This is a genomic window from Paraburkholderia unamae, assembly GCF_003268775.1.
GTDB lineage: Bacteria > Pseudomonadota > Gammaproteobacteria > Burkholderiales > Burkholderiaceae > Paraburkholderia > Paraburkholderia unamae.
Window position 1 is genome coordinate 63644 of the sequence record NZ_QLSU01000039.1, and the last position, 23148, is coordinate 86791.

Here is a 23148-nt window from a genome sequence, read left to right on the forward strand (position 1 = left end):
CGCCGCTGCGGGCGGGCGGGCGGGCGTGTGTCACGCACGATGCGCGAGGAGAAGTTTCGCTGGTTTGAAAACGCGGCGCGAGCGCGCCGCGCGTGTTACATCGACTTGCGGAACGGCGCGCCCGAATGTTCGCGCAGTTCGTTGAACACGATCTTCGGCCAGGCCTTTTGCGCGACCTCGATTTCGGAGACGTGCGAAGCAAGGTAGGTCGGCGCATTCGACGCGTCGTAAGCCATGCGTGCGGCGTACGAGTCGGTGAAGCGGCGCAGCTCGGCGGCGTCGTCGCAGGTCACCCAGCGCGACAGGCGATAGCGCGCGGGCATGATGCGCACTTCCACCTTGTACTCGGCCGAGAGGCGGTGCGAGACCACTTCGAACTGAAGCTGGCCCACCGCGCCCAGGATCGTCGCGCCGCCGTGCAGCGGACGGAACACCTGGATCGCGCCCTCTTCGCCCAGTTGCTTGAGCGCTTCGCCCAGTTGCTTGGCGCGCATGGGGTCGACCACTTCGATGGTCTGGAAGATTTCCGGCGCGAAGAACGGCAGCCCCGTGAATTGCAGGTCTTCGCCTTCGGTGAGCGTGTCGCCCAGACTCAACGTGCCATGGTTAGGAATACCGATGATGTCGCCAGGATACGCCTCGGCCACGGTCTCGCGGCGCTGCGAGAGGAAGCTCACCACGTTGTTGGCGCGGAAGGTCTTGTTGTTGCGCGTGACCTTCAGTTGCATGCCGCGCTCGAAGTGGCCCGAGCACACGCGGATGAATGCCACGCGGTCGCGGTGCGCGAGATCCATGTTGGCCTGCACCTTGAACACGACGCCCGTGAACTTCGGCTCGTCGGGCGACACGGCGCGCTGCACCGCGATGCGCGGCGACGGCGGCGGCGCGAGATCGACCAGCGCGTCGAGAATTTCCTTCACGCCGAAGTTGTTGATCGCCGAGCCGAACAACACCGGCGACTGCTCGCCGGCGAGGAACGCGTCGCGGTCGAACGCGGGCGTCGCGCCCGTGATCAGCTCGACTTCTTCCTTGGTGCGCTTCCAGTGATAGCCGAAACGCGCTTCGCCGTCTTCGTCGCTGATGTGTTGCAGCGTTTCCACCGCGCCGCCAAGCGATTCCTGACCCGCACGGAACACGCGCACCTGGTCGCGCTGGATGTCGTACACGCCCTGGAACTCCTTGCCCATGCCGATGGGCCAGGTGAACGGCACGGCGGCCACGCCCAGGTGCTGCTCGATTTCGTCGAGCAGGTCGAGCGGCTCGCGCACTTCGCGGTCGAGCTTGTTGATGAACGTGAGAATGGGCGTCTTGCGGCTGCGGCAGACTTCGAGCAGCTTGAGCGTTTGCGCTTCCACGCCGTTCGCGCCGTCGATCACCATCACGGCCGCGTCAACCGCCGTGAGCACACGGTAGGTGTCTTCCGAGAAGTCCTCGTGGCCCGGCGTGTCGAGCAGGTTGATGACGGCGTCGCCGTACTCGAACTGCATGACCGAGCTGGCGACCGAAATGCCGCGCTGCTTTTCGATCTCCATCCAGTCGGAGGTCGCGAAGCGGCCGCTTTTCTTGCCCTTCACGGTACCGGCGATCTGGATCGCGCCCGAAAACAGCAGCAGCTTTTCGGTGAGCGTTGTCTTGCCCGCGTCCGGGTGAGAAATGACCGCGAACGTGCGGCGGCGTCTGAGTTCGGCAACTGACATGGATAGGGCGGGTATCACTGATGAATTCGGGCAACCGGGCCGCGCGGCGGTGGTTGCGGCGAGCGCGGCGGCGCTTGCGGGCGGCTTCTGTCGCCAAATGCGAGGCAAGTGCGCGGACTGGCTCGCGCGACAAATAGCACGAGCGATCGGGAATGTTCCGGGGATGCCCGCGCAGAACGGCGCCGGGACCGAATGATACACGGCATTCGGGCCGCCGACTAAACGTTTGATGTGCGGGCCGCGCGGCCAATCCGGGCAGCGCGCCGCATGCGGCGCTCGCGAGCCTTGGCGCAGCGGCGCCGGGCGGCGGTTGAGGTGAGCTTTTACGGGAAGCGGCGGGGAAACGGCGCTGCGAGGTGCGGCGGCGGCCTTTCATGGCCCAGCCGGGTTCGTGAAGCGCGCCCCATTTTCGCGAAAATTTCGTTTCGCAACAGGCACTTGCCCGAAAGATGCGCGCGACGCCCTGACGGTCGTGCATTCCGCCCGCGCGCGCCTTGTAGCGCTCAAGGTGAGCTTTTGCGGGAGGCAACCGGCAACGTGCCCGCCGTACCTTTGAACCGCTATTCCTTGATGAGGAAGCGTTCGCGGTTCTTGCCCGCCAGCCAGCCCGGCGCGCGGCCACGGCCGCTCCAGGTTTCGCCGGTTTTCGGGTTGACGTAGCGGGCCGGCAGCGCCTTCTTGCGCGCGGGGACTGCGGCGCGGCTGGAGAAACCGAGTTCTTCCGCGGTGATGTCGTATTCCGCGATCATTTCCTTGATCTCGGCAATCGCCTGGGCAACTTCCTTTTCACGCGCCACAGCGACTTCCTTGTGAAGCTTTTCCAACTGGGCGGTCAATTGCTTGTAGCTCGGCATGAAACGTCATCTCCAGGTCGGTCACAACAACGCCATTGTGACCGGTTTGGAGCGCGAGCGCGTCATAAGGCGCGCTTTTTTACAAAACCGCCGCAAACGTTGGCGCTAGCGGCCGCGTTGCTGGAGCGCTTCGTGTTGCAGCCGGCTCTCGAGCGCGCGCAACGCGTCGTTCAGCCGCTTTACGCGCAACATTTGGGATGGCACCAGGTTGGCGTGCGAAACCGTGTCGAGCCGGCCGCGCCAATAGGAAAGTGGAATACGATCGCGGCCTGAAAGCCGCGCAATGATGTGTTCGAGATGCTCGATGTCCTTTTCGAGTTGGTGATGATTCATCGCTGCCCCCGGTAATGACAAATTTTATCGAGCGCGCACGCAATAGCGCGCACTCACTTTCGTCGCATCGGCGATTTTCCGCACGCTGCGGATAATCGAGCCGTATTGGCCTTGTGCCAGCTGGCCGCACTCAATGTGAGCCGCCACTGATTTTGCGTTTTGTTCGTTACGTGAGACGCAGAATAGGATGAGCGCGCCCAATCATCCGTTGGTTACCGCACGGAATCAGGGACGCCGGTCGTCCACGCTGACGGTTGTATCCGCATCCATAACGGAACGCAGATTAACGGGCGCTATTGCGTCTGTATATTCCTCATTTGTGGAACGCTATGCGGCCTGCATTTTGCTCGCGCATAGCCCGTCTACGACTCGAACAATGAGAACGGCGTGAAAACAAACGAATCACAATACGATCGCCTGCTGCATGCCATTTACGAAACAATCGATAATTCTTGCGCATGGAAGGATTTTTGCGCGCAATTACGCGAAACCATCGACGTGGCGTCGGTTCATTTGTTTGGCTTCGATCGGCAACGCGACCTCTTTTCCTGGAGCGACGGCTTTGCGCTTTCGAGCGCGGAGCCGCTCGAGCGGATTCGCCCGCTCTATCGCGACGACGCGCGCCTCGCGTGGCTGCGCGCCTTCCCGCCCGGCAAGTGGTTGCATTGCGGCGTGGAACTCGACGATGCGCAGGACGACCGTGCGGGCGGCCTCGCGTTCTGCCCGCTCGAAGCGGGCCATCGCTGCGTGGCGCTGTGCAAGCTCCTCGATCAGCACGGCCTCACGGTCATGCTCGCCTGTAGCGCCGGCGCCGACACCGGACCGCTGCCGTGCGAGCGCCGCGAACTGCTGGAGCGGCTCACGCCGCACCTCGTGCGCGCGGTGCGCCTCTATACGCGGCGCTTCACGCTCAACGCCGACACGCTCGCCAACCGCTCGCGCCCGCCGGCCATGCTGGTGAGCGCGCTGGGCGAAGTGCTCCACAGTAACGAGCCGGCGCAGCGGCTCCTGAAGTCGACCACGCTCGTACGCGTGCGCGCTCGGCGGCTCACGCTCGCCGCGCCCCACCACGCGCGGCTGCTGGAGGACATCGCCGTGAGCGAGGCGCGGCTGCGCAACCGGGCGAGCGGCGCGCGCACGGCGGCGGCGCGCTATCGCGCGTTGCGCATCGTTGGCGCGGACATGCCCGAGACGGCTGACGCCGCCTCCGTGGCGAACCTGAACGCGGCGGCAGAATCCGGCGCGCAGGCGTCAGCGAAGCTTGCGGCAAGCCAGCATGAAGTGCTCTACGCGTTCTATAACGTCGTGACGGCCGACGACGCCTCGGCTTCGGAGTTGCGCGCCTTCGCGGCGCTGACCTTCTATCACCCGCGCTCGGCGCCGCCCGTCGACGAGCAGGTGCTCGCCACGGCCTTCGATCTCTCGCCGGCCGAATGCCGCATCGCGCTTTTGCTCGCGGAGGGGCTCACGCAAAAGGAAATCGCGGCGCACGTGGGCGTGCAGCACGACACGGTGCGCAAGCAACTGCAATCGATCTTTCAGAAGACGGCGACCCGGCGCCAGCCGGACCTGCTGCGCCTGTTGCTGAATCTGCCGGCGAGAGGGACGGCGATCGGCACGGCCGCCGAAGGCTGAGCGCCGCGGCGCCCAGGCCGACAGGCCGCGCTTACTGGGCCTTGCGGCAGGCGAATACGAGCGTGTAATTGCCGTTGTCGGTGGACGTGGCGACGGTGTCATAACCGGCGCCGGCACAACGCGCACGCGCCTGCTGCGCGCACGAATCGCGGTCACCCGAGGCCGGGCACTGCACCTGGATCGTCGGACGGCCGTCCGAGAGGAACAGCGGCGGCCCGCTGCTGCATGCGGCGAGCGCCGCGACCAGGGCCAAGGCGCCCGCCGCGAACGGCAACTTGCGCAAACGGAACAACGACGAACCAGGACGAGTCATTGGAGCACCCCGATGGGCTTTGTAGTTTTTCGACGATGCGATTGTGCCATGCCGCGAGCCCCCTGCGCGCCATCGCGGCGAGCGCCGCGCGAGCGCGCTCAAGGCGCGGGTGCGAGGGGCTTCGCGCGGGTTTTGTAAGGCAGCGCGCCGCGCGGGTCCGGCGTCACGCGCACGAACACCTGCTCGACGTCCGCAATCGCGGCCAGCCTGCGCTCCAGCGCCGCGCTGTCGAAACCCGCGCTCACGCACCCCTCCGCGTAGACGAAGCGGCGCTGCACGGTGATCCAGACGCTCGTGTCCGCCAGCATGGCGTCGCCTTGCAGTTGTTGACGAATGGCCGCCGCGATATCGGCATCGTAGAGATACGAATTCGGCTTCGTGCATTTGTGCGCGAGCCAGCAGGTCGTGCCGCGTTCCACGCGATAGTGGGCGTCGTCGTCGGCTTCGGCTTTCGACATCAGCGGGCCGAGCGGCAGCGGGCAGTCGCGTATTGCGCCGGAAAGCGCGAAGAAGGGATCGTTGTACCAGTTCCTGAGTTCCGCCCCGGCCGGAGCCTGCGCTACCGCGCCAAGCGCTGCAAAGCCGGCGAAGGCCACGAAAGCGCCTGCGCGAGCGAGCGCAAGCGCACGCCGCACCGCGCCTCCCGTAGCCCGCGCGCCTCGCCCGGCTGAACCGTTTGCGTCCATCGTATTCTCCCTCGCCCGCCTCCTCTCTCCCGCAACGGTCGGATCGCGCGGACACGTTGACAATAACGAGACACAGCCTTTCGCTACAATCGCTGCGACGCAGCACGGCCGCTGCCAGCCGCATCAAAGCGCACTGGAAGCGCCGCCGAGAGCCATAGATCTCACAACACGCCTCGCCGCGCAACACGATCGATCCGCAGGAGACTCCATGTCGTTTGTTATCGTTCTCGCCGCCCTCGCGTTTCTCATGCTCGCCGCCTACCGCGGCTACAGCGTGATTCTCTTCGCGCCCATTGCCGCGCTCGCCGCGGTCCTCTTCACCGACCCCGCCGCCGTCGCACCGGTTTTCTCCGGCATTTTCATGGAGAAGATGGTGGGCTTCGTGAAGCTCTACTTTCCCGTGTTCCTGCTCGGCGCGGTATTCGGCAAGGTCATCGAGCTATCGGGCTTTTCCGAGGCGATCGTGCATGCCGCGATCCGCTACATCGGCCGCTCGCGCGCGAACGCCGTGATCGTGGCCGTGTGCGCGCTGCTCACGTACGGCGGCGTGTCGCTCTTCGTCGTGGTGTTCGCGGTGTACCCGTTCGCAGCCGAACTCTATCGCCAGAGCAACATTCCGAAGCGCCTCATGCCCGGCGCCATCGCGCTCGGCGCGTTCTCGTTCACGATGGATTCGCTGCCCGGCACGCCGCAGATCCAGAACATCATTCCCACCACGTTCTTCAAGACCACGGCCTGGGCCGCGCCCGCGCTCGGCGTGATCGGCTCGGTTTTCATCATCGTGGTCGGCCTTTCGTACCTCGAATGGCGCCGCCGCAGCGCCATGGCGAAAGGCGAAGGCTACGGCACTTCGCTCGTGAACGAGCCCGAGCACGTCAAGACCGACCACTTGCCGCACCCGGCGCTCGCCATCGCGCCGCTCGTGCTGGTGGGCGTGGCGAACTTCTTCCTCACGCGCTGGATCCCGCTCTGGTACGGCGACACCGTGACCGTCGCGCCCGACGTGCTGCCCGGCATTCATGCGCCGGTCACGGCCACCGTCAAGCAGGTCGTGGCGATCTGGTCGGTGCAGGGCGCGCTGCTGCTCGGCATCGTGCTCGTGATCGTGACGGCGTTCGGCCGGGTGAAGGACCGCTTCGCGACCGGCACGAAGGCGGCCGTGGCGGGCGCGCTGCTCGCTTCGATGAATACCGCCTCGGAATATGGCTTCGGCGGCGTGATCGCGGCGCTGCCCGGCTTCATCGTGGTGAGCGATGCGCTCAAGAGCATTCCGAATCCGCTCGTCAACGCCGCCGTTTCGGTGAGCGCCCTCGCGGGCATCACCGGCTCGGCTTCGGGCGGCATGAGCATCGCGCTTGCGGCCATGTCCGATCTCTTCATCAAGAGCGCGCAGGCCGCGCACATTCCGCTCGAAGTGCTGCACCGCGTGGTGGCGATGGCGAGCGGCGGCATGGACACGCTGCCGCACAACGGCGCGGTCATCACGCTGCTCGCGGTGACGGGGCTCACGCACCGCGAGTCGTATCGCGACATCTTCGCGGTGACGGTCATCAAGACGCTGGCCGTCTTCTTCGTGATCGCCGTCTACTATTCGACCGGAATCGTTTGAGCGCCTAGAAGCGGTGGCGAAGCCCCACTGCCGCAACGAACTGGTTCGCACCCGAGGCGCGCGAGAAGTTGGAAATCTGCGCGCCTTGAATGCCCGTGCCCTCAAGCTGGTTGGCACGCTGATAAAGCACCTCGCCATAAAGGTCCGTGCGCGGCGACAACGAATACACGTTCAGCACATTGATCTGATGCCACTTCGGATAATGCACGCCGGTCGGCGTATCGAAGCGGCCGTAGGTGAACACGTAAGACGCCGCGATATGCCAGCGCGGTGAAAAGTAGTAGCGCGCGTTGATTTCCGCGTTGGTGAAACGCACATCGTCGTGCGGCAGGGCGATCGCGGCGTCGGCCACGTTGTTGATCGACGTGACGTTGTCGAGGCGCGTTTCGCTCAGCACCAGACCGACCTGAACCTTCTCGAACTGATAGCTGCCGCCCGCCGCGTAGGTGCGTTGGCGGTCTGCGTTGAACGGCGCGCCGGCGGGCGCCGCGCCGTCGAGATTGGCGTCCGCCGCGTTCGAGGCGTGATTGAACTGGAAATACCCCGCGCCCACGCGCAGCGCGCCATAGTGGTACGCCGCGCCCATGCTGTATTCGCGGTTGTCGGCAAACGCACCGGCCTTGTTTGAAAACCCGTAAGTGCCGCCGAACGTCACGCCGTGAATATCGGGGCTCGCGTATTTGATCGAATTATTGGTGCGGGTGTAGTTGTCGAGATTGTCGTTGTCGTAGGGATGCGCGAACGCCGTGCCGCCATCCGCGGTGCCGCCCAGCGCGAACGGCTCGACGTATTGCACGACCGCATCGAACTGCCGCCCGAGCGTCACCGTCCCCGCGCGCTGCGACGCAAGACCCATGAACGCCTGAAAGCCGAACAAGCGCCCCTGCTGCGCGGCCGCGCCGGTCAGCGCATTAAAACCGTTCGTGAGCGTGAAGATCGCCTTCGTGTCGCTGCTGAGCGTCTCTTCCCCGCTGAGCGTCCAGCGGCTGATGTTGATGTCGCCGTTCTTTGCCTGCCATGCGCTTGCATGTCCCTGCGCGCCGCCCGCGTCGCTGACGTAGGCAATGCCCAGATCCACGAGACCGGAAAGCCGCACCGAGCTTTGCGCATGCGCAAACGGCGCCGCCGTCGCCAGCATGAGCGCAAAGCCGTGGCGCGGCCAGTGGCGTTGAGCAGCTGTGCACGCAGCAATACGGGGAGTAGCGGAAGAACCGTGGGCCTCGCGCCCTTGTTCGTTAGCAGGCCTGAAGAAGTGAATGCGTGGCATGACTGCGGCGTCTCTTGTAATGCGCGTCGCGGACAGCTTGCACCCCGGCTACCGGACGTCGTTTGTCGAATTGAAAGGTGTGGCGCGGGGCGTATATGTATCACCCGCGCCGCAACGACAAACAGCGGCCGCTCTGGAAGAGACTGTTGCGCACACAATGGGTAATGTGCCGCGTCGCCTGTGCACCCACTACGCGTCCACTAGGCGCCTATATTGAGCACGCGCGAGAGCGCGCGCTCCAGCAGCCGCCGCGCATCCGTCACGCTCGAAGCCCCGGAGTGTTGGCGCCACGCCACATACCCGTCGGGCCGAACCAGCAGCACGCCGTCTTCTTCGATTTCGCGCAGGCGCTGCCAGTCGCACCAGGGGTCCTGGTTCTCGCGCTCGCCGATCACGACCGTGCGCAGATAAGGCCGCGCCAGTTGTACCGCCGCCTCGACCCACGCCTGGCCCGAAAGCCCGGTGACGAGCGTGAATTGCCCGCGCCCCACGACGTCGAGCGTCGAGATGCGCCTGCCACGCGCGTCGATCAGCCATGCGTGCGGCAGCTTCGCACCGGGCCGCGTCGTCGCCTGCAAGTAGAGTTCGGGGTCGCGCAGCCACGGCTCGGGGCGCGCGTCGTCATCGGCCATCACGGCGGCCGATGCGTAGCGCTGGTTCATCTCCACCCCTTGCGCGTTGAATTCGCGGTTCTTCAGTTCGAGCGCGGCCTGAACATCCTTGCGCGCCTGTGCGCCGGCCGCGCCGGGATCCTTGAAACGGGCAATGCCCGCCGCAACCGGATTCTCCGCGCCTTCCACGCTGAACACTTGCCGGATCGGCGCATAGTCGAGACGCGATTGGTTCGCCCGCTCGACGATCTGCTTGCCGACCGGTGCGCGCTCGTCCGAATACGATTCCAGAAGAGCCCCACCCGCGTGGCCCTTGAGCACGAACGCCAACTTCCACGCCAGATTGAACGCGTCCTGAACACAGGTATTCAGACCGAGGCCGCTCGAAGGCGGATGCCGATGCACGGCGTCCCCGCCGCAGAACACGCGGCCCCTCGAATACTCGGTGGCGTAAGCCTGGTTCACGTACCACACCGACTTGCGAACGATCTCGACGTCGAGTTTCGGGTCGCCCACCAGCACGCGAATCTTGCGCAGCACCATTTCATCGCTCTGGTCCGGATCGCCCTTCGAAATGTCGAAGCCCCATCCGGCTATCCATTGCGTCCACGGTTTGACGGCCCGCAGCAGCCCGAGGCCGATTTCCCCGAAACTCGCGTCCGGGCTGACGATCCAGTGCAGGATGCTCGGACGGTGCGCCACGTAGGCCGAGAGATCGGCGTTGAACAGCGTGTAGAGCGTACCGGCGCGCGCCATCTCCCCTGAAATCGGCAGGCCGATGTCTTGTGCCACCTGCGAGCGCGCGCCGTCCGCGCCCACGAGATACTTCGCGCGCAGCGTGTATTCGCGTCCGGTGAGGCGGTCTTTCAGCGAGACCGTGACGCCCTGCTCGTCCTGAACATGTGCCTGGTACTCCGTATTGGTTGCAAACGTGGCGCCGCGCTCGGCGGCGTTCTTGAAGAGAATGGGTTCGATGTTCGGCTGGATCAGGTCGACCAGCGGGCAAGGGCTGCCTTGCAGATAGTCGCTCTTGCGGGCGTCGCCGGTCCCCCACGAGCGCAGCCGCACGAGTTCTTCGCCCGCCAGGCTCGTTGTGAACAGACAGTCGCCCATCAGCTCCCACGGCGTGGCATAGCGATGCGCCTCTTCCTCGATTTGCAGATCGCGATAGACCTCCATCGCGCGCTGGTTGGTGATGTGCGCGCGCGGCGTGTCCGCCAGCCAGTTCCAGCGCGACACCATATGCACCTTCACGCCGTAAGTGGCGAGCGCCAGCGCCGTGGTCGCGCCCATCGGCCCCGAGCCCACGACGAGCACGTCGGTGTCGAATGAAGTCGCGGCGCCTGCGTTTGGGTTGCGTTGTGACATCGTGATTCCGTCTCCTGAATGTGTTTCAGGGCATCGTAACGGGCGCATTGTTATCCATCCAATGCTGGCTCGATATAGACGTTATCCACTTTTCGGATAAGATCGGCGCCATGGACTCCCAACTCATCGAGTACTTTCTGCGCGTGGCCGACCTTGGCAGCATCAATCGCGCGGCGTCGGACCTGCGTCTCTCGCAGCCCGCCCTCTCGCGCCACATCGCACTGCTCGAACATCAGATCGGCGTAAAACTCTTCACGCGCACCAAGGGCGGCGTCGTGCCGACCGAAGCCGGGCGGCTGCTTTACGAGCGCGCGCGGCCCGTCCTCCGGCAACTGGAAATACTCGTCGAACAGGTGGGAAGCCGCGCCGCCGGTCAGCTTTCCGTGGGCTTTCCGCCCTCCTGGCGGCATCTGTTCACGGCGCAGTACGTTCAGGCGCTCGTCGCGCACTATCCCGGCGTTTCGCTGCGCGTTCACGAAGACGTGAGCCACGCGCTGCGCGAAGTCATGCACTCGGGCATGCTCGATATCGCGATCATTCCGTTCGAGGGGGGCTCTCCCGCCGGCTATCGCCACACGGCCTTGCTGCGCGAACCGCTCGTGCTGGTGTCGAACAAGCGCGCAAGGCTCAGGCCGGAAAAGCCCGTTCCCCTCTCGCATCTGGACAATCTGAAACTGGCGCTGCCGGGAAAGCCGAACGTCATTCGCACGCAAATCGAGCACGCCCTGGCGAGACAGGGTTACGCGTTCAAGAGCATCGTGGAAATCGACGCGATGCATCTTTCCATCGATCTGGCGCGCGAGGGCTCAGCCCATACGGTCACGCCCTGCTGCGCCGTGAGCGCCATGTCGGATCAGGATGTTTCGTGGGCGCCGGTGCGCGGGATGTATATCACCTGGGCGTTGTGCGAGAACACGGCGCGCTCGCACTCGGCTGCGGTGCTGGAAGGCCGGCGGCTCGTGCTGGAGCAGTTGTCGTCCATCGTGGCGCAGGGCACGTGGTTTGGAGCGCAGTGGTTGGGCGATAGCCTGGTGTAATGATTCAGACTCCTGAATATCAGACCAGCGCATCCAGCAAAGCCTGAACCGGATGACGCAATTGCCGCCCGCGCAAGCGCTTCACCTGGCAACGGCACGAATAACCCGTGGCCAGCAATTCGTCGCCGCCCGGTTGCGCATCGACATGCCGCGCCCACGATTGCTCGAATATCGTCTCTGACGTCCCGCGATTGCGCGCCTCGTGGCCATATGTGCCCGACATGCCGCAGCAACCACTGGCGGGCGTTGTGAGCACAAGGCCCGCAGCCTCGAATACGTCCTTCCATAGTCCCGCCGCGGCGCCCGCATTGGTCCGCTCGGTGCAATGCGCAAGCAGACGAAACGTAGCCGCCCCGCGCTTGTGCGTTTCCCGTGCGCGCAGCACACCGAGCAGCCACTCCTGCGGCAATCGCACCTCGGGCATGGCTGCAATGCCCTCGACCTTGCGGTACTCCTGACGGTAGACGAGTGTCATGGCAGGGTCCACGCCAACCAGCGGGACGCCCGTACGGGCGAGCGCAGCGAGTTGCGCAGCATTGCGGCTCGCCGCGCGCCGGAACTGCGGCAGAAATCCTTGAACATGTAGCGGCTTGCCGTTCGGAAGATACGGCGCGACGAACACCTTGAATCCAAGACGCGCAGCGAGTTCCATGAATGCAGCCAAAACCGGCGTTTCGAAGTAACGCGTAAATGCATCCTGCACGACAATCACGCTGCGCCCGCGCCCGGCTTCGCTGAGCGCGGCGAGCCGTTCCGCTGTCGCCAGTTCCGCACCCGATTTGCGCAAGACCTCGCGCCAGGAAATCGTGCTCAAGAGCGGATTGTCGACGATCCCCAACCCGCGCCCGAGCATCGACTTCACCGGGCGCGAGCGCATCAGCGCGTTGTAAAGACCGCGTGCGGCGGGCACCGCCGCCACGCGCGGCACGGTGAATTCGAGCGCACCGATCAGATAGTCGCGCAGGGGCCGCAAGTAGCGCGTGTGATAAAGCGCCAGGAAGCGCGCGCGAAACTCGGGCACGCTCACCTTCACAGGGCATTGTCCCGCACAGGACTTGCACGCGAGACAACCCGCCATGGCATCGTAGACTTCGTGCGAGAAGTCCTCTTCGCCCCGGTGTTTGCGCACACTGTTGACGACGCGGACCGGCCACGCAGCGACCGCCGGCGCGGCAGTAAGATCCGTTCCGGCATCCTGTTGCATGCGCAACCATTCGCGCATGAGCGACGCCCGCCCCTTCGGCGAAAGCACGCGCTCGCGCGTGGCCTTCCACGAGGGGCACATGGCGTCGTCCGGGTCGAAGTTGTAGCAGGCGCCGTTGCCGTTGCAGTGGACGGCGTCGGCGTTGGCCTGCCAGACCCGCTCGTCGATGCGGCGATCCCACTCGCCACGCAGCGGCGTTGCATCGATCTTCAGCAGCGGCGCGCTCGCGCCCGCAGGCGTGGCGATCTTGCCGGGGTTCAGTTGATTGTGCGGGTCGAACGCCGCCTTGAGCCGTTGCAGCGCCGGATACAAGGGGCCGAAATACGCAGGCACGTACTCGGAGCGCACGCCCTTGCCATGCTCGCCCCACAGCAGGCCGCCGTACTTGATCGTCAGCGCGGTCACCGCGTCGGAAATCGGGCGCACCAGCGCGGCCTCGGCGGGATTGCGCATGTCGAGCGCGGGGCGCACGTGCAGCACGCCCGCATCCACGTGGCCGAACATGCCGTAGCGCAGCCCGAAACCGTCGAGCAGCGCCCGGAACTCCGCGATATAGTCGGCCAGATTTTCAGGCGGCACCGCCGTGTCTTCCACGAAAGGCTGCGGGCGGCTCGCGCCGCGCACGTTGCCAAGCAGCCCCACGGCGCGCTTGCGCATGGCGTAGACGCGATTGATCGCCGCTTCGCCATCGGCGATCGTGTGGCCGAGACGCTTCACGCTCGCGTCCGAGTGCAGATGCTCCGTGAACGCCGCCACGCGTGCGCGCACTTCGCTCGCATCGTCGCCGCTGAACTCCACCATGTTGATGCCGCTCGCGCCGCCTTCCACGCCCTCGTCGTCCGGGAAATACGCAGCCACGCTTTGCCAGACGATGTCCTCGCGCGCGAGGCGCAGCACGGTCGAGTCGACCGTTTCGATCGAGAGCGGACGGTGGGCCATCAACGCCTGCGCGTCGCGCAGCGCATCCATGAAACCCTCGTAGCGAATATTGACGAGCGCGGCGTGCTTCGGAACCGGCAGCACATTCAGCGTCGCCTCCACGATCAGGCCGAGCGTGCCTTCCGAGCCGCACAACACGCTGTTGATGTCGAACCGGCCGTCGCGCTCGCGCAGGTGCGCGAGATCGTAGCCCGTCAAGCAGCGGTTCAGATTGGGAAAGCGCTCGCGTATGAGGTCGGCCTCGCGCTCGCTGATCTCGCGCGCGGTGCGCAACACCTCGCCCACCTTGTCATTGCGCGCGCAAAGCGATGTGAGCGCCGCGCTATCGACCGGCGCGCTCGACAAACACTCGCCGCCCAACAGCATTGTTTCGAGCGCGAGCACATGGTCGCGCGTTTTGCCGTAGGTGCAACTGCCCTGCCCGCTCGCGTCCGTGCTGATCATGCCGCCGATGGTCGCGCGATTCGATGTGGAGAGCTCCGGCGCGAAGAAAAGACCGTGCGGCTTCAGCGCCGCATTGAGCTGGTCCTTGACGACACCCGCTTCGACCCTCGCCGTGCGCGCAACAGGATCGATGTCGAGGATGCGGTTCATGTGCCGCGACATGTCGACCACGATGCCTTCGGTGAGCGATTGGCCATTGGTGCCCGTGCCACCGCCGCGCGCCGTCACGACCACACCGCGAAATGCCTCGCGCCCGAGCAGGCTCGCGATGCGTTGCACGTCCCTCGCATGGCGGGGAAACACGGCCGCGCGCGGATAGCGCTGGTAGATCGAATTGTCGGTGGCCAGCACGGTGCGCGTGGCGTGGCTCGTATCCACCTCGCCCTCGAAACCCGACGCCTTCAATTCATGCAAAAATTGACGGATCGGTCGCTCGTGGGTTGCGCCGATGGGAAGCCTGGCTATGGTCATATTGCTCTCGAAGTCTCGTGCAGGGCGTGTTGTGCCTTATCTGACCGATCATTGTCGCGTCCGAACCGGCGCCGGACAAACGTATGTTTGTTGGATTGATCATGAGGTTTATGAATGAATTATCGTAAGCTGACGCCGTCGATGTCGCTGCTGCTCGCATTCGAAGCGTCCGCGCGCCATGAGAGCTTCACGCGGGCCGCGCAAGAGCTCTCGCTCACGCAAAGCGCCGTGAGCCGCCAGGTGCAGGCGCTAGAAGCCATGCTCGACCTGGAACTTTTCACGCGCGAGGGCAAGCGCATCGTGCCGACCGACATCGGCCGCGCCTATATGACGGAGATTGCACAGGCGCTCACGCTGATCCGCACCGCGACATTGCAGGCGCTCACAGCGAACGCGCCGAAAACGCAGTTGCGCGTCGCGACCTTGCCCACGTTCGGCGCGAAGTGGCTGTTGCCGCGCCTGCACCGCTTTTATCAGGCGCATCCCGATCTACAGATCGACCTCGATTCGCGCATCGGGGCCGCCGACTTCGCGACCCAGGACCTCGACGCGGCCATTGTGGTGGGCGACGGGCGCTGGCCGGATGTGATCGCGCACCGGCTCTACGCGGAAGAACTGGTGCTGGTGGGAAACCCCGCCACGCTGCCGTTCGCGCGAAAGTCGAAGCGCGGCGCCGTCCCGACGATCAAGGCCCTCGAAGGTCTCACGCTGCTGCGCGTGCGCAGCTTTCCCGACGCATGGCGCGAATGGTGCGCGCATTCCGGTCTGCCGCACGACGCGCTGCGGCCCGGCCCGAGCTTCGAGCTGACCTCGCATCTGATCCAGGCGGTCGTGGCGGGTATAGGCGTGGGGCTCGTCCCGCGCATGCTCGTGGAAGACGAACTCAGGGAAAAGCGGCTGCTGAGCCCCTTCGAAGCCGTGGCGAGCTCGCGCTCGTACTATCTGGTGTATCCGGAGCGCGCGCAGCGCCACCCCGTGCTGATCGCGTTTCGCGACTGGCTGCTACAGGAGCTTGCCGCCCCCGACGCCGCGCGCTGAAACCGGCAAACGCTCGCCGCGCGCGCCGCAACGATCGAACGCGTCAGACCCTGGGCGGATAAAGCGCTTCGAGCGCATCGGTCACGCGGCCGAGCACTTCGCTCCAGTTGCCGCGCTCCGTTTGCGTGAAAAGGCGCAGGCCGGGATACCAGGGACTGTCGTCACGGTTGCGCAGCCAACGCCAGCAACCCGCGAAGCGGTTGAGCAGCCATACACGCTTGCCCATTGCCGCGGCAAGATGCGCCACCGACGTATCGACCGAAATGACGAGATCGAGCCCGTCAATCAACGCGGCCGTATCGGCGAAATCGCCAACCTCGTCCATCCAGTCAACGACCTGCGCCTGGCCGGTCGACGGCAGTGGCTTCGCTGCGGCATCGGCTTTTTGCAGGCTGACCCAGTGCGCCCCGTGCCATGCGAGCAGTTTCGCAAACGCTTGCGGCGCGATGCTGCGCCGGCGATCCGCGGTCAGCGCCGCGTGTCCGGCCCACACAACGCCGATCCGCGGCCGCGCGTCATTGCCAAGCCCGGCCAGGCGCTCGGCCCACATGCGCGCGCGTTGCGGTTCGGCGTACAGGTAAGGCACCGGCGCGGGAATGTTGTCGAGCCGCGTGCCAAGCAGCATCGGCAGCGAAAGCAGCGTGCAATATCCGTCCCAGCCGGAAAGATCGGATGGCACGTCATCGAGCAGCACAAGATTGGGCCAGCGCGCGCAGAGTGACTGTTCGAGCAGTTGCCGCAGCGGCCTCGGACACACGTAGCCAACGCAAGCGCCGTGCGCGAGCGCCATAGGTAGGTAGCGGCAAAATTGCAGCGCGTCGCCGAAGCCTTGTTCGTGCAGCACGAGCAAGCGCCGCGCGCCGCCGAGCGGGCCGCCTCGCCAAAGCGGAATCGGCAAGACCGGCGCACCCTTCTCCGCCGGCCTGTCGCCAATCTGGTTGCTGGCCCAACGATGCTCGAAATACGGCCAGCCCTCCGCATAATGGCCCGCCGCCAGCAGGGCGTGCCCAAGGTTGCTGCGCGCTTCGACATTGCGCTCGTCGAGCGCGATGGCGCGCTCGAAATGGGCAATGGCCGTGGCGAGTTCGCCGATGTCCTTCGAAACCGTGCCGAGATTGTTATGCGCCGCCCCGTGACCTGGCTGACGCGCGATGGCCTGCCGGTAGCTTTGCGCAGCCTCCGCGGGCTGGTCGTCGAGTTGCAGAACGACACCCAGGTTGTACCAGAGCAGCGTCGTGTCGGACGCCGGAAAGCGCTCGCGCGCGCGCCGCAAACCCAGGCGCGCCATTTCGGCCGCCGCTGCGTAGTCACGCAGACGCGTTTGCGTGACGCACAGGCTGTTGCAGTACGCGGGGTGGGGCTGCAACTGCACGGCGCGCGTGAGCCATGCTTGTGCGTCCGCCGGCGCGCCCAGTGCGAGTGCGATCAGGCCGCGCAGATGCAACGCGTCGCTGTTGCGCGGATTCGCAACAATGGCCTTCTCGGCGAACGTCAATGCGGTTTCATATTGACCCGCGTTGTAGGCGCGATTGGCGTTGTCTGCGAGTGACTGCGCGTGCTGGATCGACGATGACACGACTTTCATGCTTTACACTTTCAAATACGAAAACGAGGAGCCGCAGTCCACATCAAACCGGTTGAAATACGTGTTCTCCGGATCCAGCCAGGCGGTCAAAAAGTTACGCGTACAACCGGCGCGCCAGGGAAATGGCCAGTCGCCTTCATGCGCGAGATAGCTACGACTGAATTCCATGAGCACGATGCGTTTCGCCACTCGCGGGTAGCAATTGGCAATATGCATGGGTCCGGAATTCACGCCGATGAATCTCGACGCCGTGGCGATTTCCGCAGCCGATTCCCATAAATCCAGCTTGCCGCGCAAATCAATCACATTTCGCCCTTCAAGCGGTTTGTCGCTCTTTGCGCCGATTTGCACGACTAGCCAGTTCCTGTAATTTCTGCGGATTGCGGCAATGACGTCGTCACTCATGACCCTTACTTCGTCCTCGCCAAACTGATAGCGGATAGGCGCTTCGCCAGTCAGGGCGCGGTCAGAACCAGTGGTATGAACAACCACCTTGTGGGGGACGATATTGACCTCTTCGTGGATGTACAGCCGAGGATGCCGGCATGCCCCGCCTTTGAGTCCGAGCTGGTGCAATATGTACTCGGTTTGTGAGCCGAAAGTGTCGCTGTTGTATTGCTTCTCGTAGCGCCGTGCCTGCTTTTCATCACGCGCATCGGGTGTCACCATGACTTCCGTATCGCCCTGCGCCGCAGACCTGAAATCAATGTAAGGATTGTGTTTGAACACCCACATGCGCTCATCGGAATAAAACAGGCGCTCGCCTTTTTGTGCGTAATAAGCCTCGGGAATGGCCGTTACTGAGACTTGATCGCCGATGGAAAAGAATGGGATTCTTAGCTGCACTGCCATGATCTGGACCCGCTCCCTGTGAGTGCTTGATCTTTTCGTGCCAGCTTGCGGTCGCCAGATGACGCGTCCTATGCGGCAAAGCCAACGTTTGCCGCAATTAGACCAGCGTCTCAAAAATTCTCGATCAGGTAATACTTCGCGCAGGTGAAACCGAGCAAGTCAGGGGCTGCGCCATGGCACGCGGATCGTGCGCGGCGAGTAGTGTGAAGTGTCGATTCGCTGGTGTCGCGAACCGCAGACGCCAGCTATGTGAGCGGCGACTCATCGGGTCGATGAAACGAATGACGAAAGTGACGGGCCGTCAGCATTCGCCAATCCGGTCCATTGAAACACCAGGCGCCCCGCTCCGCCTTTCATTGCCTCGCGGGGCGCGTGGCCTCAGTGTGCGGCCTTCTTCGGCGCGGGCACGCCCAGCACCAGCGCCGCTCCGCTCGCCACCAGCAACGCGGCCAGCAGATACAGCGCGTTGTCCATGCTGCCCGTATGCGTCTTGATGAGGCCGATCACCCACGGACTGACAATGCCGCTCGTAATGCCGATGCTGCTGATGAGCGCGATACCCGCGGCGGCGGCCTTGCCCGACAGATACGCAGAAGGCACCGCCCAGAAGATCGGCAGCGCGGCGAAGATCAGCACCGCCGCCACGGAAAGTATCGCCATCATCGCGGCGAAGCTCGCCAGGTGCAGTGTGAGCAGCGCCAATGCAATGCCGCCGCCCATCGTGCAGGCCGCGAAGTGCCAGCGCCGTTCGGCGCGCCGGTCCGAGCGGCGTGCGATCCACATGAGGCCCACCGCGCCCACCGCATTCGGAATCACCGTGTAAAGGCTGATCCACAACACGTCATGCACGCCGAAGTCGCGAATCATGAGCGGCATCCAGAAGTTCAGCGTGAGCGACGCGCAAGTCAGCGAGAAGTAGATGAACGCGAACAGATACACACGCGGATTGCGCAGCGCCGCGCCGAACGAACGCGTGGAATGGGCGTGCGACTGCTCGCCGTCGCGCTGCGCGATGAGGTGGGCCTTTTCCGCGTCGTTGAGCCACTTCGCCTTCTCGGGGCCATCCACGAGCCAGAAGGCCGCCATCAGCCCGAGCACCACGGCGGGCACGCCTTCGATCGCGAACATCCAGCGCCAGCCGGCCAGCCCCATCACGCCGGCCAGATCGCGCATGATCCAGCCCGAGATGAGGCCGCCCAATACGCCCGCCACCGCCACGCCCGCGAAGAAGATCGAGAATACGGCGGCGCGGCGGCGCGCCGGATACCAGTACGTGAGATAGAGCACGATGCCCGGAAAGAAGCCCGCCTCGAACACGCCCAGCAGGAAGCGCAGCGCATAGAACTGCGTGGGGCTCGAGACGAACATCATGCAGGTGGAAGCAATGCCCCACAGCAGCATGATGCGCGTGAACGTGCGGCGCGCGCCAAAGCGGGCGAGCAGCATGTTGCTGGGCACTTCGCAGAGCACGTAGCCCACGTAGAACACGGCGGCGCCGAGGCCGTACATCGCGTCGCTGAAGCCGAGATCGTGCTTCATCTGCAACTGCGCGAAACCGATGTTGATGCGGTCGAGAAACGACACGACGTAGCAGATGAACAGGAACGGAATCACGTGCGCCGACACCTTGCTGTAGAGTGCGTCGTCCTGGGCATCCGACGGGGAAAGCGTGTGGGCGGGCGCGGCGTACGGGCGCGCGGCTTCGGACCCGCGGTCCGGGGCGATCGATTGAGGCATCAGCCTGTCTCCAAACATGACTCCGGCGCACCGGGCAGATCCGGGCAGACCGTTGATACGCGGCGTCTTGCGCGCCTTGCGCGGTTCGCCTGAAACGCTCGCGCCAAGGCGAGTTTCCAGGCAGTGGGCCGATCATAGGTTGGCCCCGGATAATTTGTCAATAGCGAATCTATTCGCTTTACGTTAATACGGGTTTCCCTTAGGGGTGCACCCCACGGGCACGCGGTTAGCCGCGCAAGGTCTGCCACGTCACCGATTTGTCACACGAAACCGGTTTGCGAACTTCGTCCGTCAATTATTTCGAACACCTTATTTTTTTGTTCGCACGCACTCAACCTACAATGACGCAATCGCCAATGCCGCACGCACCATTCGATTGCTTAAGATTGCTTACGTTAAGCAGCGACCCGCCGACCGGGCCGCTCAGCCGAGGAGATCGTCATGACCGCTTCTGCCCCTTCCACCGCTTCCACGCTTTCCGCCAATTTCTGGCAACCGTGGAACTACTGGATGCCCGCGCTACGTTCAGCGCTCTCGATCGACGCCGCGCCCCAGTCGCTCGACCAATCGATCCTGCCGTGGTCGTTCACGGGGCTCGTGATCAACGAGAGCAATTCGAGCAATCCGGCGGCGGAGCGCGCTATCGTCAGCGAAGAGAGTTACGGGCGACAACTGGGCCGCATTTCGGAAGCGCTCGCCTACCTGATCGATCAAACCGGCGCGGACAAATCGGTCAAGGCGATCAAGTGCTTTCTGGAGATGAAAGAGAAGATCGAAGCCATCAAGCACGAAACCGAAGACTCGCGATTCGAACGGGTGCTGGCCGACCTGGAAAGGCTCAAGGCGCGTGACGAAGCCGCCTTCGCGGCACGGCTCGCGCGCCTCGATTCGCTCGCCAAAAAATAATGCGGCGCACCTCACGGTGCGCCGCATCGACGTGCGTGGCATGAAGCGGCGCGCTGCCGCCTGGTCTTCGCCCGTGCGTTAGTGCGTTAGTGCGTCAGGAAATCGATGACCATGCGGTTGAACGCTTCCGCATGCTCCCATTGCGCCCAGTGGCCGCAACGGTTGAACACGTGCAGTTGCGCGTTCTGCATGCCTGCCAGCAGGCGCAGGCCGGTATCCATCGGCACGAAGCGGTCGTCGCGGCCCCAGATCACGAGCGTGGGCGCGGCGATCTCGCCAAGGCGCGGACCGTAGTCGCTGAACTGCTTCGGGAACGCCGCGAGGCTCTTCACGAAGTTTTCCAGGTGGTCGCGGCGCGCGAGCATGTTTTCAAGGCGCGTTTGCATCAGCTCGTCAGTGAGAGCGCTCGCGTCGTACACGAACACGTTCATCATGCGCTTGAGGTTTTCAATCGTCGGATCGCGATAGAGACCTTGCAGCAGCTTGATGCCTTCGGTGGGCATCGGCATGAAGCTGCTCGGGCCGCCGGTGCCGCCGCCCATCAGCACGAGCTTGCCCACGCGTTGCGGGTTCGCGAGCGCGAACGCCACGGCGCTGTGGCCGCCCATCGAGTTGCCGAGAATATGCACGCGCTCGATGCCGATTGCGTCGAGCAAGCCCTTGAGCACCCGGCCGTTCAGGTCGGAGCGCGAGCTCGTGCAGACGACCGGATCGCTCTTGCTCCAGCCGGGGCAGTCCATCAGGATCACGCGGTAACCGGCCGCGACGAGCGGCTCGACGTTGCGGTTGAAGTTGGCCCAACCGCTCGCGCCCGGACCCGAGCCGTGCAGCATCACGACGGTTTCGGCGCCTGCGCCCGCGTCGTTGTAGTGAATCTGGAACTCGACTTCGCCGTCCTTCACGCGCGCGAACTTGCTCGTCGAAGCTTCCGTGATTGCCTGTGCCGTACCAGTCATGATGACCATCCCTTAAAACGAATTAAATGCCGGAGAAGGCCTGCGCCTTCTCCCCGTCAATATCATGCGCCCTGCGCGCCGAGCGAGCCGCGCTGCCTGAACGCGCCCACTACGCTGAGCGCGGCGAGCGCCGCGATCACAACGAGCGGAATGCTCGCGCCTACCAGCATCGAGGGGCTCTGGCCGAGCGCGAAAAGCTGACCCGCCACGAGCGGCCCGAGAATCGAGCCGAGACGCCCCACGGCCACCGCCGCGCCCACCCCCGTGCCGCGCACTTCCGTGGGGTACGCATGGCCCGCGAGTGCGTAGAGCACCGACTGGCCGCCCACAATGAAGAAGCCGCACAGCAGGCCGCCCACCGCCGTGGAGTTCGCGCCGCTCGCGCTCGCGAGCACGGCGAGCGCCGCCACGATGCCCACATACATGCCGATCACCGTGCCGCGACGGCCGAAGCGATCCATGATCGCGGCAATCGCGATAGCGCCCACACCGCCGCCGATGTTGAACATCATCAGCACGAAGTTGGACTGCACGCGCGAGAGACCGCGCGCGAGCACCATCGAAGGCAGCCAGTTCATCAGGAAGTACAGCACGACCAGCGTGCCGAGATAGCTGATCCACAGCGCAAAGGTCGTGCGTGCGCGGCCATGATGCCAAAGCGCTTCGGCCACGCCCGGCGTGCCGGCCTTCGCGACCTTCGATGCCCGCGCCGCCACGAACTGCTGCGACTCGCGCAGGAACAGGCCGAGCAGCGGCACCATCACGATCGGCCCGAGACCGCCCACATAAAACACATGACGCCAGCTGGCGTCGCCCGTGCCGAGCATGCCGATCACGGCCGCGACGGCCGCGCCGAACGGCATGCCGCAGTACATCGCGCCCACCGCCGTGCTGCGCTGCTGCGCACCCGCGGCCTCCGAGCACAGCGCGATCAGGTTCGGCATGGCGGCACCGAGACCGAGGCCCGTGAGCAGACGCGCGACCAGCAGGCTTTCGAAGTTCCACACCATCGTCGTGGCGAGCGAGAAAAGCCCGAACAGCGCAACCGACCACATGAGCACGCGCTTGCGTCCAAAGCGGTCGGCAAGCCGCCCGCCCAGTGCCGCGCCCGGCAACAGGCCGATGGCGCCCGCGCTGAACGCCCAGCCCATTTGCTGCACGGCGAGGTGAAACTCCTTCGCCATGCGCGGACCGGCCACACCCGCCGATTGCAGGTCCAACCCTTCGAGCAGCGCAATCGCCAGACACAGGGCGATCGTTGCCTTGCCGCTCGTTGCACTGCCTCCAGCACTACTGTTTCGCGACGTCATAAAAGTCTCCATAGGTATGTATGCGAGCCGCTCTTTCCGGCGGCTATAAGTGGCAACGCCGCGCACCACCCGAAGGCGATGCGCGGCGCGCTTGATCAGGACTGCAATGCTTCCTGGCGCTTTTTCAGATCGAGCGCCACATCGACGATCATGTCTTCCTGGCCGCCCACCATCCGGCGCTTGCCCAGTTCGACGAGAATATCCACCGTCTTCAGGTCATACTTCTTCGCGGCCACTTCCGAGTGACGCAGGAAGCTCGAATACACGCCCGCATAACCGAGCGCCAGCGTTTCGCG

Annotated in this window: 19 protein-coding genes; 5 read left to right on the plus strand and 14 right to left on the minus strand. The window is 64.6% G+C overall.

The genetic code is table 11. The features are described from left to right. Nucleotides 1-95: 95 nt before the first annotated feature. The 3 genes from C7401_RS38985 to C7401_RS38995 form a co-directional block, all read right to left on the minus strand. A complete protein-coding gene (locus C7401_RS38985; protein WP_112177379.1) occupies nt 96-1697 on the minus strand; it encodes a peptide chain release factor 3 in 1602 nt (533 codons plus the stop codon). Between the two features lie 560 nt (nt 1698-2257). After that, nucleotides 2258-2551 (minus strand): H-NS histone family protein, encoded by a 294-nt coding sequence (locus C7401_RS38990; RefSeq protein WP_112177380.1) that lies wholly within the window; start codon nt 2549-2551, stop codon nt 2258-2260. A 105-nt stretch (nt 2552-2656) separates the two neighbouring features. Next, nucleotides 2657-2884 (minus strand): hypothetical protein, encoded by a 228-nt coding sequence (locus C7401_RS38995; protein WP_112177381.1) that lies wholly within the window; start codon nt 2882-2884, stop codon nt 2657-2659. A gap of 387 nt (nt 2885-3271) precedes the next feature. Between C7401_RS38995 and C7401_RS39000 the strand changes: the two genes are divergently transcribed. Continuing rightward, the gene (locus C7401_RS39000) at nt 3272-4519 is read left to right on the plus strand and encodes a helix-turn-helix transcriptional regulator (protein ID WP_112177382.1); all 1248 of its coding nucleotides are present in this window, start codon (nt 3272-3274) and stop codon (nt 4517-4519) included. 31 nt (nt 4520-4550) lie between these two features. Here C7401_RS39000 and C7401_RS39005 read toward each other — a convergent pair whose 3' ends face one another. Both C7401_RS39005 and C7401_RS39010 read right to left on the minus strand, forming a co-directional pair. Further along, complete coding sequence (locus tag C7401_RS39005) at nt 4551-4832, minus strand: hypothetical protein (RefSeq protein WP_181565809.1); 282 nt, start codon at nt 4830-4832, stop codon at nt 4551-4553. A gap of 98 nt (nt 4833-4930) precedes the next feature. Then, entirely contained in the window at nt 4931-5518 is a 588-nt protein-coding gene (locus tag C7401_RS39010; protein WP_112177383.1) for a BON domain-containing protein, read from the minus strand. Between the two features lie 208 nt (nt 5519-5726). Between C7401_RS39010 and C7401_RS39015 the strand changes: the two genes are divergently transcribed. Then, nucleotides 5727-7127, plus strand: coding sequence for a GntP family permease (locus tag C7401_RS39015; protein WP_112177384.1), 1401 nt, complete (start codon nt 5727-5729; stop codon nt 7125-7127). A gap of 4 nt (nt 7128-7131) precedes the next feature. On the opposite strand, the gene C7401_RS39020 is transcribed toward C7401_RS39015, so the two are convergent. Both C7401_RS39020 and C7401_RS39025 read right to left on the minus strand, forming a co-directional pair. Then, the gene (locus tag C7401_RS39020; RefSeq protein ID WP_112177385.1) at nt 7132-8265 is read right to left on the minus strand and encodes a porin; all 1134 of its coding nucleotides are present in this window, start codon (nt 8263-8265) and stop codon (nt 7132-7134) included. Between the two features lie 329 nt (nt 8266-8594). After that, a complete protein-coding gene (locus tag C7401_RS39025; protein WP_112177386.1) occupies nt 8595-10373 on the minus strand; it encodes an FAD-dependent oxidoreductase in 1779 nt (592 codons plus the stop codon). A 110-nt stretch (nt 10374-10483) separates the two neighbouring features. On the opposite strand from C7401_RS39025, the gene C7401_RS39030 reads away from it, so the two are divergent. Continuing rightward, entirely contained in the window at nt 10484-11410 is a 927-nt protein-coding gene (locus tag C7401_RS39030; RefSeq protein WP_112177387.1) for a LysR family transcriptional regulator, read from the plus strand. A 19-nt stretch (nt 11411-11429) separates the two neighbouring features. Here the strand turns inward: C7401_RS39030 and ydiJ are convergent, their stop codons facing one another. Further along, on the minus strand, nt 11430-14468 hold the full coding sequence (gene ydiJ, locus C7401_RS39035; RefSeq protein ID WP_112177388.1) for a D-2-hydroxyglutarate dehydrogenase YdiJ: 3039 nt from the start codon (nt 14466-14468) through the stop codon (nt 11430-11432). A 114-nt stretch (nt 14469-14582) separates the two neighbouring features. Between ydiJ and C7401_RS39040 the strand changes: the two genes are divergently transcribed. Further along, nucleotides 14583-15506: a LysR substrate-binding domain-containing protein gene (locus tag C7401_RS39040; protein ID WP_112177389.1), complete on the plus strand. Its 924-nt coding sequence runs from the start codon at nt 14583-14585 to the stop codon at nt 15504-15506. Nucleotides 15507-15549: 43 nt separating this feature from the next. Here C7401_RS39040 and C7401_RS39045 read toward each other — a convergent pair whose 3' ends face one another. The 3 genes from C7401_RS39045 to C7401_RS39055 form a co-directional block, all read right to left on the minus strand. Then, nucleotides 15550-17091: a tetratricopeptide repeat-containing glycosyltransferase family protein gene (locus C7401_RS39045; RefSeq protein ID WP_112177390.1), complete on the minus strand. Its 1542-nt coding sequence runs from the start codon at nt 17089-17091 to the stop codon at nt 15550-15552. A 3-nt stretch (nt 17092-17094) separates the two neighbouring features. Continuing rightward, nucleotides 17095-17943, minus strand: coding sequence for a glycosyltransferase family protein (locus tag C7401_RS39050; RefSeq protein WP_112177391.1), 849 nt, complete (start codon nt 17941-17943; stop codon nt 17095-17097). A gap of 378 nt (nt 17944-18321) precedes the next feature. Beyond that, the gene (locus tag C7401_RS39055) at nt 18322-19680 is read right to left on the minus strand and encodes an MFS transporter (protein WP_112177392.1); all 1359 of its coding nucleotides are present in this window, start codon (nt 19678-19680) and stop codon (nt 18322-18324) included. A 441-nt stretch (nt 19681-20121) separates the two neighbouring features. Here C7401_RS39055 and C7401_RS39060 point away from each other — a divergent pair, with 441 nt between their 5' ends. Continuing rightward, a complete protein-coding gene (locus C7401_RS39060) occupies nt 20122-20586 on the plus strand; it encodes a hypothetical protein (RefSeq protein WP_112177393.1) in 465 nt (154 codons plus the stop codon). An 86-nt stretch (nt 20587-20672) separates the two neighbouring features. On the opposite strand, the gene C7401_RS39065 is transcribed toward C7401_RS39060, so the two are convergent. From C7401_RS39065 to C7401_RS39075, 3 genes are all read right to left on the minus strand, one after another. Further along, nucleotides 20673-21542: an alpha/beta fold hydrolase gene (locus C7401_RS39065; protein ID WP_112177405.1), complete on the minus strand. Its 870-nt coding sequence runs from the start codon at nt 21540-21542 to the stop codon at nt 20673-20675. 62 nt (nt 21543-21604) lie between these two features. Further along, nucleotides 21605-22852: a 3-(3-hydroxy-phenyl)propionate transporter MhpT gene (mhpT, locus tag C7401_RS39070; protein ID WP_112177394.1), complete on the minus strand. Its 1248-nt coding sequence runs from the start codon at nt 22850-22852 to the stop codon at nt 21605-21607. A 95-nt stretch (nt 22853-22947) separates the two neighbouring features. After that, the coding region (locus C7401_RS39075; protein ID WP_507763444.1) for a 4-hydroxy-2-oxovalerate aldolase family protein at nt 22948-23148 on the minus strand (201 nt) is incomplete at its 5' end.

Excerpts from the sequence above, each read along its gene's own strand:
- C7401_RS39045 (WP_112177390.1), bottom strand. The coding sequence starts at position 17,091 with ATGAAAGTCGTGTCATCGTCGATCCAGCACGCGCAGTCACTCGCAGAC.
- C7401_RS39050 (WP_112177391.1), bottom strand. The coding sequence starts at position 17,943 with ATGGCAGTGCAGCTAAGAATCCCATTCTTTTCCATCGGCGATCAAGTC.
- C7401_RS39025 (WP_112177386.1), bottom strand. The coding sequence starts at position 10,373 with ATGTCACAACGCAACCCAAACGCAGGCGCCGCGACTTCATTCGACACC.
- C7401_RS39005 (WP_181565809.1), bottom strand. The coding sequence starts at position 4,832 with ATGACTCGTCCTGGTTCGTCGTTGTTCCGTTTGCGCAAGTTGCCGTTC.
- C7401_RS39020 (WP_112177385.1), bottom strand. The coding sequence starts at position 8,265 with ATGCTGGCGACGGCGGCGCCGTTTGCGCATGCGCAAAGCTCGGTGCGG.
- C7401_RS38995 (WP_112177381.1), bottom strand. The coding sequence starts at position 2,884 with ATGAATCATCACCAACTCGAAAAGGACATCGAGCATCTCGAACACATC.
- mhpT (WP_112177394.1), bottom strand. The coding sequence starts at position 22,852 with ATGACGTCGCGAAACAGTAGTGCTGGAGGCAGTGCAACGAGCGGCAAG.
- C7401_RS38990 (WP_112177380.1), bottom strand. The coding sequence starts at position 2,551 with ATGCCGAGCTACAAGCAATTGACCGCCCAGTTGGAAAAGCTTCACAAG.
- C7401_RS39040 (WP_112177389.1), top strand. The coding sequence starts at position 14,583 with ATGAATTATCGTAAGCTGACGCCGTCGATGTCGCTGCTGCTCGCATTC.
- C7401_RS39030 (WP_112177387.1), top strand. The coding sequence starts at position 10,484 with ATGGACTCCCAACTCATCGAGTACTTTCTGCGCGTGGCCGACCTTGGC.
- C7401_RS39015 (WP_112177384.1), top strand. The coding sequence starts at position 5,727 with ATGTCGTTTGTTATCGTTCTCGCCGCCCTCGCGTTTCTCATGCTCGCC.
- C7401_RS39010 (WP_112177383.1), bottom strand. The coding sequence starts at position 5,518 with ATGGACGCAAACGGTTCAGCCGGGCGAGGCGCGCGGGCTACGGGAGGC.
- C7401_RS39055 (WP_112177392.1), bottom strand. The coding sequence starts at position 19,680 with ATGCCTCAATCGATCGCCCCGGACCGCGGGTCCGAAGCCGCGCGCCCG.
- ydiJ (WP_112177388.1), bottom strand. The coding sequence starts at position 14,468 with ATGACCATAGCCAGGCTTCCCATCGGCGCAACCCACGAGCGACCGATC.
- C7401_RS39060 (WP_112177393.1), top strand. The coding sequence starts at position 20,122 with ATGACCGCTTCTGCCCCTTCCACCGCTTCCACGCTTTCCGCCAATTTC.
- C7401_RS39065 (WP_112177405.1), bottom strand. The coding sequence starts at position 21,542 with ATGACTGGTACGGCACAGGCAATCACGGAAGCTTCGACGAGCAAGTTC.
- C7401_RS38985 (WP_112177379.1), bottom strand. The coding sequence starts at position 1,697 with ATGTCAGTTGCCGAACTCAGACGCCGCCGCACGTTCGCGGTCATTTCT.